This is a genomic window from Frankia sp. CeCAU1 (genome assembly GCF_977971845.1).
This window is the reverse complement of the sequence record NZ_CDWWXA010000010.1, coordinates 3,590-17,617: the sequence shown is the minus strand read 5'-3', so window position 1 is coordinate 17,617 and position 14,028 is coordinate 3,590. Positions and strand designations below refer to the sequence as shown.

Below are 14,028 nucleotides of genomic sequence, written 5' to 3'. Positions count from 1 at the left end.
CACGACGAGTACCCCGCCGGACTGGTGCGTCCGGCGGGGCGGAGGCGTCAGGGACGCCAGACCACTTCCACCCGCTCGGGGTCGAAGCGGTTCTTTGGGCCGTCAGCCGCCTTGAGTACGACGGCCTCGATGACGGTACTGATGATCTCCCGGCGCTGCTCCAGCTCCGGGGAAGGCCATGCCTCGGCCACGTTCGTGACCTTGGGGACGGTGTGGGCGCGTATCCACTCGGCTTGCTCTGCCCTCAGGTGGAGGATTGCTTGCTCCTGCTCGCGCACACGGGGGGAAGACGTACGGGCCGGGCAGCTCGTCCCGGTCGTAGGCACCCATGAGTTCCGCGATCTTGGCCTCCGCCTTGGCCAGGCTCTCCCGCCCTTGGCCATTGGCCGGCACCGGCCTCGACGTCGCGGCCTGCCAGGTAGGCCAGGACCAGCTCGGAAACAAGGTCATCAACATGGTGGCCGGTGACGCCGACCTTGCCGCACCCGCCCGCGGTAACGGCCTTGCAGGCGTAATGGTGCTTCTCCCACCGCCGGTCGTAGCCGCCCATCAGGTGCCGGCCGCAGAAGCCGCAGCAGATGATCCCGGACAGCAGGTACTTCCGTCCGCCGATGTGGACATGCTTGGAAACCCTGCTGGGGTCGCGGCGCTTCGCCGCCACCGCCTCCCAGACCTCCAGGTCCAGGATGGGCTGCTGCTGGCCCTTGACCGGCTGACCCTCCGCGTCCACCACGTAGTGCTTCTCCAGCGGGACGGAGGTGGGGCCGTACACCCGGTAGCCGACGATGCGCGGGGACAGGTAGATGTTGCGCAGGACGGGTTTTTGCCACTTCTTGCCGGTGGCGCTGGCGATGCCAAGATCGTTCCACTGGCGGCAGATGGTGTGGAGGCCGACGCCGGCCAGGACCTGATCCGCTCCCGCGACCAGGAGCGCCGCCGCCGCGGTTCGTCCTTGGTTTCCTTGTCGGCCAGCCAATAGTCGGCCACTGCCGCGCCGGCCGTCCACGGGCCAATGCGCCGCACGTTTTGCAGCTCGTCAACCAGGGCGGGCCAAGACAGACGGCTCCAGGCGGTGCCGTGCTCCAGGTAGGCGATCGCGGCAGCCTGCAACGCCGGCCGCTTGAAGGCCAGACCGATTTCGGTGAACTGCACGCCGGTCAGGCCGAGGACCGTTTCAGCGGTGGGAAAGAGAGCCAACGTGCCACCGTCTGGCAGCTCCACCTGCTGGCCGTGAGCCGCGCACAAGGTCCGGTAGAGCTTCTTGGACTGCCCCGCCCGGATGACCTGGCGCAGGATGGCAACGCCCAGCGCCTCCCACAAGGACGGGTTGCGCAGACGCCCGACCTGGCCCAGGTCGGCGAGCTCCTTCGCCAGCTCCGGCACCTCTTCGGCGGCGCCGGGCGATGATGTCGGGGTCGGCCTCGAGGATGACGCACAGGTCGGGGCGGGCGGCTTCGGCGTTGAGTGCCCAGAGGAAGGCCGGGTCCAGGCCGTCGAAGCGCTGCATGACCAGCCCCGACGGCACGTAGCGGTCGGAGATGATGGTCTGGCCCAGCTCCAGATGCGGCCGGATCTCGGTCTCGACGTGGTGGTAGCGGCCCGCCGCATACAGGCAGGCCAGGGCGTGTCCCGTGACGGTTTCGGTCAACTCGCGGGCCAGTACACCGATGGGGCCGGCGGACGGTTCGGCCGTGACGTGGACGTCCTCGCCCGCCGCGACGAGCAGTTGGGCGAGGTGGCGCACGAGCGTGGACTTGCCTGCCCCGCTCGGTCCGTCCACGCTGATGAACAGTCCTCGGCGGTGGTCAGAAAAGGGTCGCAGCCGGGTCATCGTCGCCTCCAGGGGGAAGGTCGCGGAGTTCGTCAAGGGACAGGGGGCGGCCGGCCGGGCTTGTTGCCAGCAGCGCGAACAACCGGGCCGTGACCAACGCGTCGTAGGTGGCTCGGTGGGGCCGGTGCTGTGGGTCCAAGCCGTCGGCCAGGTTGAAGGCCTCCACCAACGAGCCGAGCCGGTAGCTGACGCGCTCGGGCCGGAGCCGCCGCGCGAGCCTGAGCGTGCCGAAGACGTCCCGCGGTTCCCAACCTGGAAGGCTGCGCCGCAGGACGCCGAGGTCAACGTGCGCGTTGTGGGCGACGATTGCCACGCCCTCCAGGGCCGCGCGGATCTCCTTTTCCACGTCGGCCAGGACCGGCGCGCCTGCGACCATGTCGCTCGTGATGCCGTGGATGCGGCGGGCGAATCCGGTGATCGGGCGCTCGGGCCGCAGGAGCCAGGCGGTCGGCTCCCCGATCACGCCGCCGGTGATGGGCACGACCGCCAGCTCCACCAGGTCCGGCGGCTGGTGGCCGTTGCCCTCCACATCCACCACGGCGTAGTCCAGGCTCGTCCAGTCCGTCATGAGGCGACCGGCTCCTTCCATCCGATGTCGGCGCGGCCGTGGCGCCGCGCGTGGTGAGGATGGCGCACGTCGTGGACCTGGAAGCCGAGGGCGTGCTGGAGGAAGTAACGGGGCTGCTCGTGCGGGAGGCCCGCGACCACGGCGGCCCGGTCGGTGATGTCCACGACCTCAAGGCCGTCCGTGTCGGGCACCGTGCTCGCGAGGGCCACCAGCTGCGCTCGCGTAGGGACCTGGTGGGCCTCGTGGCACCGGCGGATCTGACCCACCGGGCAGATGTCGCACAGTTCCCGGACGCCAGTAGAAGATCGTGCGGTAGCGGCGGGGCCGGACGGCGGTTGCCAGCCGCAGGGAGGCCGCCGCGACCTCGGAGGGGTGGGGCTCGATGCGCCGGTCCTCAACGCCGGAGTAGGTGAACAGCACGGTCAGCTTGACACTCGTCAGGCGGCCCAACACACGACCAGGACAAGCTGTTCCACGAGCGCGACGTCCACCGGGTCGTCGAGGGGACCACGACCCTACGCGGGCCGAAGGCCGCCGACCCGCCGTTCCCCGTGCGCACGGTCTTCTCCCACTCGGCGCGGCGCGCCGAGACGTCCGCGACCACCCGCACGAAACAGATCGACAAGGCGCGCGGCGCTCGTCGTGCTGCACCGCAACCTTGGGACCCGCTACTACCCCGACGAGGCAGCGGTCCGTGCCCGCGTCGAGAAGATCACCGCAGAGTGTCGGGTCGGGGCGTGGCTGCGCACGCACGTCGACACCGACCCCGGCACCGGCAGACCACACCTGACCTGGTTCTTCGACCCCGACGCGCTCGACCTCGCCCAGAAGGCCGACGGCTGGTTCGCGCTGCTGACGAACCAGAGCATCGAGGAGAAAGACGCCGCCGGGGTCTTCCTCGACTACAAGGGCCAGGAGGCCTCCGAGCGGCGCTACAGCGCGTTCAAGGACCCGCTCGCCGTCGCCCCCCTACGTCGAGAACAACCAGCGGATCCACGGCCTGCTCCACCTCGTCGGCCTGGCCCTGCTGCTGTTCTCCCTGACCATGCGCGCCGACCAGCGTGAACGGGTCCTGTCCTCGGACTTCTACGCCGTCTACGTCTCGGCCGGCCGCCGCTGCGACGGTCTCGTGAACCTCTGGTGTGTCGCTCATCTCAGAAGGCACTTCATCCGCGCGGCGCTGTCCAACCCGACCCAGTCGGAGTACTGGTGGAAGGCTTGGGCGAAGCTGTTCACCGCGCTCTACCTCGCCCACGGCCAGCTACGCACCGCCTTCACCGCCGCCCAGGAGACCCCCGGTCCCACCACCGAGCAGACGCTGGCCGCGGCCTACACCGCCTGGGATGACGCCGCCGGCGCGATCGACCCCGCCCGCCGCACCCAGCAGAAGTCCGTGGGACTGCAGCCGAAGGCGAAGGACGCCCTCGCCACGCTCGAACGCCGATGGCCGGGCATCCTCGCCCACCGGGACCACCCACTTCTGGATCTTGACAGTAGCGCGGCCGAACGCGCGCTACGCCGGCCGGTCGTGACCCGCAAGAACGCCTACGGCTCGCGCACCGAGACCGCCGCCGAACGCGCCGCCGCGTTCTGGACCGTCATCGGCACCGCCGAGAAACACGGCCTCAACGCCCTGACCTACCTCACCGACTACCTCGACACCTGCGGCCGGCGCGGCGGCAAACCCCCAGACGGCGCCGACCTCGACCGGTTCCTGCCCTGGCGCGCCAACCCCGACGACCTCGAAGCGTGGAAACAACCCCTCCACTAACCCACCCCGGCACGGCGTGACACACCGTCACGCCACCCGCCGCCGTGCCCTCACACCACTTCCGAATACATACCACCGAACTGCAGTTCGGCGATGCTGATGACACTGACTGCCAACTCGCCGGAGATGGGGGTGACGTCTGTGGCGACCAGGACACTGGTGTCGAGGACGCCGCGATTCATCGGCCTTCCCAGGGATCCGTGAGGGAACCGTCGACGAGGTTGCGGTCCTGCGGCCAGTCGGTGTCCTCCGGCTGCGCGAAGAGATCAGCCAGATCGTCCCAGCGCCGCCACGTACGCGGACTCACCGGGCCGAGGACGGCTGCTGGCCGGCCACGGTGATGGTGAACCGTTCACCGGCCTGAGCGCGGCGTACCAGGTCGCTGGCGTTCTGCCGGACCTCTCGAAGCCCTATCCCGGCCACCCCCCGAGAGTAGCACTTGTGCTACTCTCGGCCGTCGCGAAGATGAGCCGGGTCGGGTGGCCCGGGGGCGGTCCGGCATGCGTCGATAAAGGTGACCAGTTCATTCACCCGGTCGGACCGGGCGTTGACGGCGCGGTTCACGACCCGGATAAGGTGAGCGTAGGCATCCGTGTGATCGTAGTGGGCGACTTCCCTGATCCGCAGTGCCCATCGCCAGTAGCCGCGGATGGTGTCGGCCAGTGGCATCCGGAAGGTCGCAATGACCTCGCGGATTGGCTCCACCACGGCGTCGCCCTCCCGGCGCAGGTACCGCTCGACCACATCCGCCATGAACGCGAAGTGGCGCGACTCGTCGCGGGCGAGTCGAGTGAGGACGCCGGCCAGGACCGGATCGCCGGCCACGGTGCGTAGCTGCTGATAATAGAGCTGCGTCGCCTTCTCCTGCACGAGTGCGTAGGCGAACAACGAGACCGCGTGGTCAAGTGGCAGATCGAATTTCTTGCGGCCCTCGGCCGCCAGTTCCCGACGCAGTTCCTCCGGTTCGGCGATACCGGCGGCGACCTGGTAGCGGAACAGGGCCCGGGCGTGACTGTCCTCTTCCTGGGCCCACCGTACCGTGAAATGGTAGAGCTCACGGTTATGGATAAAGGTTTCCAGGTCAACGTCGGAGTTGAGCGGGAACGCACGCTCGTAGAGATCGAAATAGCCGGGGAGATGGTCCTCGATCAGGGTGATGAAGCGGACCGCTGAGCGCTGGCCTTCGGTGAGCCGGTCGGCCTCGGCCTCGTCCCACCGGAAGGCCGATTCGACGTCCCAGCGGCGGGCGGCGGACCCGGCAGAGTGAAACGCGGTGACCGCCGCCGCCAGGTCGGAGGCGGGCAGCAGCGGCGGCAGCACCGGACGGGCAAAAGAGCGGTCGGACCGGACAGGGCGGCGTTGCCCCGCTTCCGGAGCAGAGGTAGCTGACGTAACGGTGTTCGATACGGTCACGATGATTCTCCTGTTGTCAGACCGCCGTCTCGAGCGCCGCGAGCACGATACGAACGACGTCGTTGATAGAGCTCAGGGCGAAGACGTCCTCATCCTCGATCTCGATATCGTACGTGCGCTCTATGTGGGAGATCATGACCAGAACCTTCACCGAGTCCGCGCCTTCGACGGCCCGCAGGTCGAGGTCGGGAGTGAGCGCGTCGGCTGACATCCCGAGCTCGCGAGCGAGGATGGCGGTGACAGTACTGACAATCTCGGCGCGGGAGGGTGTCATCATGACTCCTTCGGTCATTCGCCGTGTCGGTTGAGGCGCGTGAGAGGGACTATTCAGCCCTGGCCGCCGACGGCCTGGGCCGCGTTAGCAGCCTGGGCAGCCTGGGCCGCGGTGATGGCTTCCGCGACGCGGTCGAACTCGTCCGGTCGCAGGTCCAGGCGTTGCCGCGCGATGTTCATCGATGTCGGGCGGTAGGTCGCGCTCGCCGCAGCCACCAGACCGTCCGCGGCGTCGAGGATCTCGGCCTCGGCACGCACCAGGCCGCCCGCACCCGTCGGACCGCCCGTCGGGTTGGAGACCGGCTCAGCCGCGTCGGCCTGTAGGCGGGCGACGCACTGGTAGTCGGTGTTCACCCGCATCGCGGTGACGTACCGCAGCCGCATCCCGGTGGTGAAGGAGGTGAGGCCTGTTCGCAGAACGATCAGGTTTCCCATGGTTTCGTCGCAGATGACTCCGATGAGACCGCCGTGCACGACCCCCGGGTACGACTCGTGAGTGCGGTCCAGCCTGAAGCGGGTGGCGATCCCGTCGGGACGGAAGGTGAAGCGGAGGCGCAGGCCGTTTGCGTTGTGCGGTGAGCAGCCGAAGCAGCGGTAGCTCTCCAGGACCGCCCAAGGCACCGGCAGATATTCCTCGTCGGCCGAGGATTGGGAGGGAGCGGTCGGGTGAATGTGCATCGGTTCCTCCGGCAGGGAATTGGTCACGGCGCGCCCCTGCCGACGGCGTCACACGTGATCCGGGGCGCCGCCGTCGTCGCGCGTCGCCCCCGCATCCGATCGGGTCTGGGAACGACGTTCTCAGATTCGATGCCTCAGGCCACTATTTCGGCCATCGCGTGGCGGATTCCGGAGTTTCGGCTCAGGTCCCGGCCGACCGCTGTTCCGAGCATGCGCCGGAGCTTGGCCTGGAGCTTTTCCAGCGCATCCGGCGGAGAGAACTGGAGATAGACATCGATCACGTCGTCGACGGTCTCGTGCCCCTGCATCTCCTCGACGCGCTGATGCTTGTAGACACCGACCGGGTGGTTGAGCCGCGGACTCGTAACGTAGAAATGAATCCTTTCCAGGACTGACCTCAGCTCGTGCGGGTGGAGTTCCAGGCGACGCTTCAAGTAGAAGAGGAACTCGCGGGCGTGCCCTGCTTCGTCGCGGCTCGCGCGGAGAAACAGGTCGGCCAGCACGGGCTCCTCCACCCACTCCGACATCGCCCGGTAGACCGTGTTGACGATGATCTCAGAGATCACGTTCGTGGTCAGGGTCGCACTCGGCGTGATACCGGCTTCGTACGGCTCACGCAAAGCCTCGATCTTGTCCTGGTCGATGTGGACGCCCACCGCCTTGAGCCAGGCCCGGAAGGCGTAGTGATGCTGAAGCTCCTGGTAGGCCCAGATGGCCACGAAGGCCGAGCAGTCGTAGTCGTCGTGGAACTCGCTGAGAAAACCGTGCAGCCCGGGGAGAGACGTCGCCTCGCCCATGACAACGCCCTTGACAAGCGAGATGTAGACGGGATGAACGAGGTCACTCCGGACGTTTTCCAGCCCGAGGTCGGAAACCTTCCACTGGAGGCGCTCGTAGTGCTGGAAAACATCGAAGCTATGGGACTTGTCAGCGGTGGCGGTCGGCATGGATGGACTCCTTCTGAGCTTCCCTCGCAGGCCTTTTCCGCTCTACCATGGGTTGCCTGGCCGATCATTACAACCCTGATATCACACGCCAATCGAACCATTCCGATCAGCTATCACGGAAGCGCTTACTGCCTCCGTGCGGGACGGTCCACGTACCGCCGCCCAGCGTTCACCAGCCCTTCATCGTTCACGAGTCCCTTCATCGGACCTGGTAGAACACGGTTGTCACGTACTGGTCGAAGTCGTTCACTCGGAGCGTGAGCCGAAGTTGCCATTCACCGGGCAACGGCGCCCGGATCCCGTCGCTCCGCGCATGGCCCGGCGCGGCCAGGCTCAGCGGAACAGTGAAGGGGCCGAGATCGGCGGCCGGCAACGACAACGCCGCACTGGCCTCCACCAGTTTCTGCGGTTTGCCGCTCGGGTCCGTGGCCTGGACGTCCAGGGTCTGGGCGCCCACTCGCGTCGGCGAGACCCTCACCTTCACCGTCATCGGACCCGCGAAGGTGGTGTCGGAGAACGGCGGTGAATAGCTGGTACGTCCCGGTACCATGTTCACCAACCCAGCCGTGATCCCCAGCACGACAGCCCCGAGCACGATTTCCGCCATGACACCCCGGCGCAGCCCGGCAAGCAGAACGGCATGCGACGAGCGGTCCGGCCGGCCGGCCGGCTGATTTCTGTTCGTACTGTACTGCCGGCGGACCCACCGCCGCGCCAGAGCGCCGAGAGCGATCATTCCAAGGACCAACCACACCTTGTACACCAGCAGTCGACCATAGCTGGTATCAATCAGGGCCCGTGGCGGGCCGACCTCACGCCAGCTCTGGAAGACCCCGCTGACCATCACGGCGACAACGGCCACAACCGCGATCTTCGACCACCGGGGAAGGATCTCCGCCAGCTCGGTGGCCGATGCGCGGCGCACCAGGAAACCGGCAATCATCACCAGACCACCGATCCATACCGACATGGCGATCACATGCGCTGTCGTGCTGGTGGTAGCCAGCCAAGCCAGATCGCCGGCACTGGCATGACCGATCATGGCAAGCGTCACGGCCACCACGACACCGAGACCGGCGAGCTCCCCGTTCCCCCGCGGATCCACCGACCCGGTTCGCAACAGCCGCCGCACGAGAGGCACCATCAAAGCAAGAGCGAGCAGACGGATCAGCAGCAGGTGACCGAACCGATCCGCCAGGGTGGTCGACAGAACCGACCACTGCCCGAGTCCCCCGAGGCCGAGCCCGGCAGCGTAGGGGCCTTGCAGCAGCAGCTGCGCGAATGCCGCAAAAACGGATAATCCCCACGCTGCCATCAACAGCCGGCCGGGACCGGCCGCACGAAGACCTGTCGGCCAGAGCACGATCAGAAAGAAACAGACGCCCAGCAACAGGGCCGTCGCGGCGTATCCGAGAAATCGCGCCATGGCGAAGACGACGCCCACCGTCGAGGAGCCCGATGTGCCGGAGACCGCCGCGGCGGCGGCATCCGGCGGCCCGCCCACACCGAAGGCGAGCGCACCGGAAACAGGATGACTATCCGCCGAGATGACACGCCAGCTCGCCACGTACGTGCCGTTCGGCAGCCCCGGCCGGAGCGCGACCGTCGCCTGCGACGCCTTGGGACCAGATCCGGCACGACCATCATCGACCCGCCTACCCGCGGAATCGAGCACCCGGATCGAATCGCGCGAGACCCGTACTGACTCGCTGTAGTCAAGGGTTACCTGTGTGGGTGCGACATCAAGTGCCGCGCCGTCCACGGGGTCGCTACCCGTCAAAAGGGCATGCGCCGAGGCCGGCGGGACCCCGAGGCCAAAACCGATGGAGGTGGTGGCCATGACCAGGAACGTCACGGCCACCACCAGGATGCGGCGCACGACGGTTAGGCGCGCCGTCGCAAAGAGATCAGCGCGAATCCACCGGCCAGCAACCCGAGTGCGCCAAGGACAAGGCCGGCAATCCCCAGGCCACGCGCCGTCCCGTCGGAATCGTCGGAGGCCGATGAGGCTTCGTCCGACCGCGCCGCGGCCGCGCCAGGCCCACCGGACCCCGGGGAGGATGCCGTCAGCGTGAGGACCGGCGCCGGCTTCTCAGGCTCCTGGGCGCCTGGGGCTGCGACATCGACCCACCGCACGACCGAACCGTCAGAGTATGTCTGCAATGCCTTGAACACAACGTGGTCGGTGTTTTCGGGCAGCGGCCCGGCGGAGACGGTGAAGGTGTCGAACTCCCCGGGCTTGATCCCGCCATCCCCCTGCGCCGTCCAGGCAATCCTGGTAACGATCTCCTTGACCTCTCCGTCGTCCGTCATGAGCGGCTTCGACGGGGCCGCTTTGGTGATCTTGTATGTCCACCCCGCCTTGGGCTGGACCGACACGGACGCGATCGGGGTGTCGGTAGGAAGCTGGACGTCCAACCCGGTCGTGGACGCGGTGTCCTTCTCCGTGGGGACCTTGAACGACAAGGTGGCGTAGCTGCCCGCGGCAGCCGTCGGCGGCTGCACCGTGACATGGGCGGACGCCGGTCCAGCTAGGAGGAACATCGCTGCCGCGGCAGTGCCGGCAAGCATGCCGGCACGCCGAACGTTGCGGTACATAAGATCCCTTCGAACGTCCCACGGCGCGTGGGACCACCTGAAGATGCCTTGCCTTGCTCGCGCCGGGGTCGTTCGTCGGGCAGATGAGCCCGCCAGCGGAACTCGTCTACCAGGCTCGCCGTGACGTCAACGCTCGCCGTGACGTCAACCCCGGAAAAGGGGAAGCGGGTGGTCCCCGACGCCGTGCGCCACGGCCAAGGGGGCGAGCGTGCGGTCTCGACACCCGCTTCCGAAGGTTGATCTTCACGGTGGGTGGGACAGGCGGAACGACGGCGACGGTCACCGGATACAGCAACAGGGCCACGACGGTGCGCGGCCTCAGTCCGGCCGCGCACCACACAGCCCGCTCGGAGTGACGAAGCATCAGCCCCACACAGCCCACGGCAATGCCATGGGCCGCCGTCATCGGAACATCCAGGCTCGGACCGCTGGCCAGGTGGGTGTGCGGATGCGCAAGTACGAAGGTGACATGGAGGGCGATCTGCGTCACCCCCAGACCCGCGAGCAGCGCAGCGACTCCTCGCTCGCGGTCCGCGAGCCCGAACGCCACCCGGGTGAGGAGGAGGACCGCAACCAGCATGATCCCAGCGGCTGGCCGCGGCGCCCCGCCAGAGACGTGCGCGGCCCAGGCCAGACACACCGAGGACGAGGCGAACACGACGGCTCGGCCCAACCGGGCCGTCCCGCTGTCCACCTCGCACTCTGCTGCCACAGCGAGCAAGCTTGCCATGCCCGCCGCGGTCATGGCCACACCCCCGGAACCGTGCGATTGGGGTTGATGATCTGACTGGCGGTCCTGGGCGTCTCGTGGGCAGGGTGACCATGAACTTCGCCCCGGGGGTACGCCGCGGGTCGTAATAGGCCTTATGGAGAGCTCGCTCAGTCGCTTCTCGGCGCCAGCCATGGCCGGCCGAAGAGCGGAGACGCCGATCGCTTCGATCCATGACGGTCGGGCCGGGATGGTCGGGGCGGGTTAGTCGACCTGGGCCTGCTGGCCCGGCGGACGGGCAGGACCTGGGATCGTCGCGGACCGGGCGTTGCCGCTCTCGATATTACTTCCGGTGTTGCTTCGCTGAATACCAGGAACGAGGAGGTCGGCGGACCGAATTGTATTGGGCTGGACGTCCCTGCGGGTAACGGCCAGGTAGGCGACCAATATAACGATCATTACAGTGGTGCCACCACTGACCGGTCCGTCGCCGAAGCCGACACCGCTGTGCGAGTGAGGCTTACCAAGCCAGTCGGCGAAGGACGCACCGAGCGGCCGCGTGACGATGTAGGCGAGCCAGAAGGCGACGACCTCGTTCAACCCGAACCGCCACCAGGCAACCGCGGGCACCGCGATGATCGCCGTGAACACGATGCCCGAGGCCAGAAAGCCCAGGTGCATGGTGGTCGCGGTCACATCGCCGGCCGCGGTGCCCAGGGCGAAGGTCGCGAGCACCGCCAGCCAGTAGTAAGTCTCCCGGCGGCGGGTCACGATGCTGTGAATCGACAGCGTTCCCTCAGCGCGACGCCAGAGAAAGAAGACGGTTGCGAGGAGCATGGTATAGAAGATCGCCGAGCCGACATGGCCGATGGGCGGGCCGTCGGCGGCCATGGTGCCGAAGACCGCCACCATCATCACGGCGAACCAGTAGACGGGGGCGAAATAGCGCCGAACGCGGAACTGCAGCCATAGCGCGACCGTGAACCCGACGGTACCGATGACAGCTGCGAGTAGCAAGTTGACATGCGCAAGGTAGTCTGCGGTCGCCTCACCCATGCCGGTGGTCAGAATCTTCACCACCCAGAACAGCGCCGTGATTTCCGGCACTTTAGGCGCAAGGGGCTCCCGGGCGCGGGTCCGACTGTGCGATGAAGGCGGCATCGATATGCTTTCTGACTCGATGGGTGCCGGATCGAGGAAGTTTAGAGCAGGCACGGTGGACACGGGGCTCCCGGCCACACGTCGGGGACCTGCGTCGAGCCCACGCTGCCATCCCGCCGATGTGAAGAGGGTGTGAGGCAGTGTCCCGACGTCGAGCGGTCTCGCCTAGCACAGAAAAAGCCACTCACCTCCCGCCAGGAACCCGCCACTGGCACACGGGATCGATCCCACTGCTCCAACCAGACCCGCCCGCCTGGACGGGGGCCGGCTGGTCCGGGTCCAGGATCATCTCCATGGTTACCGGCAGACGGAGATGACCCGCTTCTGCACGTGCCGCTGCGAGTGGTGGAGGGCTTCCTCAACTCCGACGTCGCGGAACCGGCAATGCCGTGGACGCACATCTTTCCTGCCGGGGCGGAATTCCACGCCCGGGACCTCCCTCGCCTGTTACGATTCCCAATCGAAAGATCGGGAGTGGAGGTAGGAATGCCTGTACAGCGGGACCATGCCGTCATCGTCGGCGGAAGTATTGCGGAACTCACCGCGGCGCGCGTGCTGAGCGAACACTTCGCCGCGGTCACCATTCTCGACCGAGACGCCCTGCCGACAACCGTCGAAGAACGGCGCAACGTCCCGCAGGCGCCTCATCTGCACGGCCTGCTGTTCGGCGGCGCATCGGCGCTCGACGGACTCCACGGCGGCTTCACGGTCGCGATGACCGACCAGGGCGCGCCGCCGTATGACCCGCAACGCGACGTCGCCTACTTCTTTCCCGAAGGCTGGATCCGGCGTGCGCCATCCGACATGCGGTCCGTGTTCGGCACGCGGGCCCTGACCGAGCACACCATCCGGACGCTGACCCGCCGGCTACCGAACGTCCGGTTCCGCCACGCCGAGACCATCGGCCTGCGCAGGGCCGGCGGCGACCGGGTAGACGCGGTCGTGTGTGACGACCTCGACGGTCTGGGCGGACTGATCGAGGCCGATCTTGTGGTGGACGCCGGCGGCCGCGCATCCCGCTCCCCGCACTGGCTCGCCGACGCCGGGTTCGACGCCCCGCCGGAGTCGACGGTGCAACCGTTCCTCGGTTACGCCACCGTGCACTGCTACTTGCCCGAGGATGCCCTACCGGGAGACCTGCGGGCAGTGTGCGCGCCACCGGCACCGCACAACACCAGAGGTGCGTTCCTCCTGCCGGAGGAGAACAACCTCTATGGCCTCATGGCCGTCGGGACCAGCCGTGACTTCCCGCCCGGCGACCCGGCGGGCTTCGACAAGTTTCTCCGGACCGCCGTCACCCCAGTCCTGCACGAGATGTGGCAACGTGCCGAGCCCGTCAGCGACATCAGGACGACGAGGATGTCAGTGAATCGGCTCCGCCGCTGGAACGAGCTGGCTCGGCGGCCACAGGGGTTCATCGCGGTCGGCGACGCGGTGGCCGTATACAACCCGGTGTACGGCCAAGGCATGACTGCGGCCGTCCTGCAGGCGGTGGCCTTGCGCGACCGCCTGCGTCAGACGGACGATCTGGACACGGCCGTCGAGCGTCTCCACGACGACGTCATGGCCGTCACGTCGTTCGCCTGGCAGGCCGCGACCGCATCCGACCTGGTCTTTCCCGTGACGGAAAGCCGTAATATGCCCGCCCCGACACCCGAAGAGCGGGCGGGCGCACAATACCTGGGCATGGTGCGCGCCACCGCCGTCGACGACGCTTACGTCGCGGGCGAATTCTACCGGGCGCTGGGCTTGATCCGGCCCGAGTTCCTCCTCGCTGACGAGGTCCGCACCCGAGTCGAACGGTGGTTGGCGGACCCGCCGACTCCGACCGACGACCTGTCGCGCCCGCCTGCGTGGGCCGATGCCGATCCACCGATACGGAGTCGGCCGCCGTCGGGCACTGCCGCCGTCGGGCACTGAGGTAATGACGGGCGGCGGATCCCGGGCAGGAGAGCACCCCCAGCCACTCGAAGGCGCCTTCGAGTACTCCTCATACCGCGGGCATCCCGAGGGTGGGGTGCTTTCCATCGTTGGACGGCACCCCACCCTCCGGTCCGCCTCGGCGGCTACGCCCCGGCG

Annotated in this window: 18 protein-coding genes and 1 pseudogene; 4 read left to right on the top strand and 15 right to left on the bottom strand. The window is 67.7% G+C overall.

Translation table 11 applies throughout. The features are described from left to right. Nucleotides 1-47 precede the first annotated feature (47 nt). Both AC08OO_RS03580 and AC08OO_RS03575 read right to left on the bottom strand, forming a co-directional pair. Nucleotides 48-191, bottom strand: a complete 144-nt coding sequence (locus AC08OO_RS03580; protein ID WP_476608914.1) for a hypothetical protein — start codon at nt 189-191, stop codon at nt 48-50. Between the two features lie 53 nt (nt 192-244). Then, nucleotides 245-1,006: a recombinase family protein gene (locus tag AC08OO_RS03575; protein WP_476608913.1), complete on the bottom strand. Its 762-nt coding sequence runs from the start codon at nt 1,004-1,006 to the stop codon at nt 245-247. 71 nt (nt 1,007-1,077) lie between these two features. On the opposite strand from AC08OO_RS03575, the gene AC08OO_RS03570 reads away from it, so the two are divergent. Then, nucleotides 1,078-1,407: a hypothetical protein gene (locus AC08OO_RS03570; RefSeq protein WP_476608147.1), complete on the top strand. Its 330-nt coding sequence runs from the start codon at nt 1,078-1,080 to the stop codon at nt 1,405-1,407. Between the two features lie 34 nt (nt 1,408-1,441). Here the strand turns inward: AC08OO_RS03570 and tmk are convergent. The 3 genes and pseudogenes from tmk to AC08OO_RS03555 form a co-directional block, all read right to left on the bottom strand. Next, nucleotides 1,442-1,831, bottom strand: a pseudogene (gene tmk / locus AC08OO_RS03565) (dTMP kinase); the annotation flags it as partial. Beyond that, on the bottom strand, nt 1,806-2,399 hold the full coding sequence (locus AC08OO_RS03560) for a 3'-5' exonuclease (RefSeq protein WP_476608912.1): 594 nt from the start codon (nt 2,397-2,399) through the stop codon (nt 1,806-1,808). The pseudogene tmk and the gene AC08OO_RS03560, both read right to left, overlap by 26 nt. Beyond that, nucleotides 2,396-2,608: a hypothetical protein gene (locus tag AC08OO_RS03555; RefSeq protein WP_476608141.1), complete on the bottom strand. Its 213-nt coding sequence runs from the start codon at nt 2,606-2,608 to the stop codon at nt 2,396-2,398. The genes AC08OO_RS03560 and AC08OO_RS03555 overlap by 4 nt, the downstream gene beginning before the upstream one ends. A 433-nt stretch (nt 2,609-3,041) precedes the next feature. Between AC08OO_RS03555 and AC08OO_RS03550 the strand changes: the two genes are divergently transcribed. Both AC08OO_RS03550 and AC08OO_RS03545 read left to right on the top strand, forming a co-directional pair. Continuing rightward, entirely contained in the window at nt 3,042-3,464 is a 423-nt protein-coding gene (locus AC08OO_RS03550) for a hypothetical protein (RefSeq protein ID WP_476608911.1), read from the top strand. Further along, entirely contained in the window at nt 3,445-4,170 is a 726-nt protein-coding gene (locus AC08OO_RS03545) for an IS66 family transposase (RefSeq protein WP_476608910.1), read from the top strand. Before AC08OO_RS03550 ends, AC08OO_RS03545 begins: the two co-directional genes overlap by 20 nt. A 50-nt stretch (nt 4,171-4,220) precedes the next feature. On the opposite strand, the gene AC08OO_RS03540 is transcribed toward AC08OO_RS03545, so the two are convergent. The 10 genes from AC08OO_RS03540 to AC08OO_RS03495 all read right to left on the bottom strand — a co-directional run bounded on the left by AC08OO_RS03540 (nt 4,221) and on the right by AC08OO_RS03495 (nt 12,012). Beyond that, nucleotides 4,221-4,352 carry a hypothetical protein gene (locus tag AC08OO_RS03540; protein WP_476608138.1) on the bottom strand — a complete coding sequence of 44 codons (132 nt, stop codon included), beginning with the start codon at nt 4,350-4,352 and terminating at the stop codon, nt 4,221-4,223. A gap of 121 nt (nt 4,353-4,473) precedes the next feature. After that, entirely contained in the window at nt 4,474-4,593 is a 120-nt protein-coding gene (locus tag AC08OO_RS03535) for a type II toxin-antitoxin system Phd/YefM family antitoxin (RefSeq protein ID WP_476608136.1), read from the bottom strand. Between the two features lie 21 nt (nt 4,594-4,614). Next, nucleotides 4,615-5,583, bottom strand: coding sequence for an acyl-ACP desaturase (locus AC08OO_RS03530; protein ID WP_476618232.1), 969 nt, complete (start codon nt 5,581-5,583; stop codon nt 4,615-4,617). Between the two features lie 16 nt (nt 5,584-5,599). Further along, nucleotides 5,600-5,857 carry an acyl carrier protein gene (locus AC08OO_RS03525; RefSeq protein ID WP_476608908.1) on the bottom strand — a complete coding sequence of 86 codons (258 nt, stop codon included), beginning with the start codon at nt 5,855-5,857 and terminating at the stop codon, nt 5,600-5,602. A gap of 53 nt (nt 5,858-5,910) precedes the next feature. After that, nucleotides 5,911-6,561, bottom strand: a complete 651-nt coding sequence (locus AC08OO_RS03520) for a PaaI family thioesterase (RefSeq protein ID WP_476608907.1) — start codon at nt 6,559-6,561, stop codon at nt 5,911-5,913. Between the two features lie 107 nt (nt 6,562-6,668). Continuing rightward, nucleotides 6,669-7,481, bottom strand: coding sequence for a ferritin-like domain-containing protein (locus AC08OO_RS03515; RefSeq protein WP_011438535.1), 813 nt, complete (start codon nt 7,479-7,481; stop codon nt 6,669-6,671). A 199-nt stretch (nt 7,482-7,680) separates the two neighbouring features. Then, nucleotides 7,681-9,360 (bottom strand): copper resistance CopC/CopD family protein, encoded by a 1,680-nt coding sequence (locus AC08OO_RS03510; protein ID WP_476608906.1) that lies wholly within the window; start codon nt 9,358-9,360, stop codon nt 7,681-7,683. 5 nt (nt 9,361-9,365) lie between these two features. Further along, a complete protein-coding gene (locus AC08OO_RS03505; protein WP_476608905.1) occupies nt 9,366-10,079 on the bottom strand; it encodes a YcnI family copper-binding membrane protein in 714 nt (237 codons plus the stop codon). A 106-nt stretch (nt 10,080-10,185) separates the two neighbouring features. Next, nucleotides 10,186-10,824, bottom strand: a complete 639-nt coding sequence (locus tag AC08OO_RS03500) for a hypothetical protein (RefSeq protein WP_476618231.1) — start codon at nt 10,822-10,824, stop codon at nt 10,186-10,188. A gap of 228 nt (nt 10,825-11,052) precedes the next feature. Further along, on the bottom strand, nt 11,053-12,012 hold the full coding sequence (locus AC08OO_RS03495) for a COG4705 family protein (protein WP_476608904.1): 960 nt from the start codon (nt 12,010-12,012) through the stop codon (nt 11,053-11,055). 423 nt (nt 12,013-12,435) lie between these two features. Here AC08OO_RS03495 and AC08OO_RS03490 point away from each other — a divergent pair, with 423 nt between their 5' ends. Beyond that, nucleotides 12,436-13,869, top strand: a complete 1,434-nt coding sequence (locus tag AC08OO_RS03490; protein ID WP_476608903.1) for an FAD-dependent oxidoreductase — start codon at nt 12,436-12,438, stop codon at nt 13,867-13,869. Nucleotides 13,870-14,028: the final 159 nt, after the last annotated feature.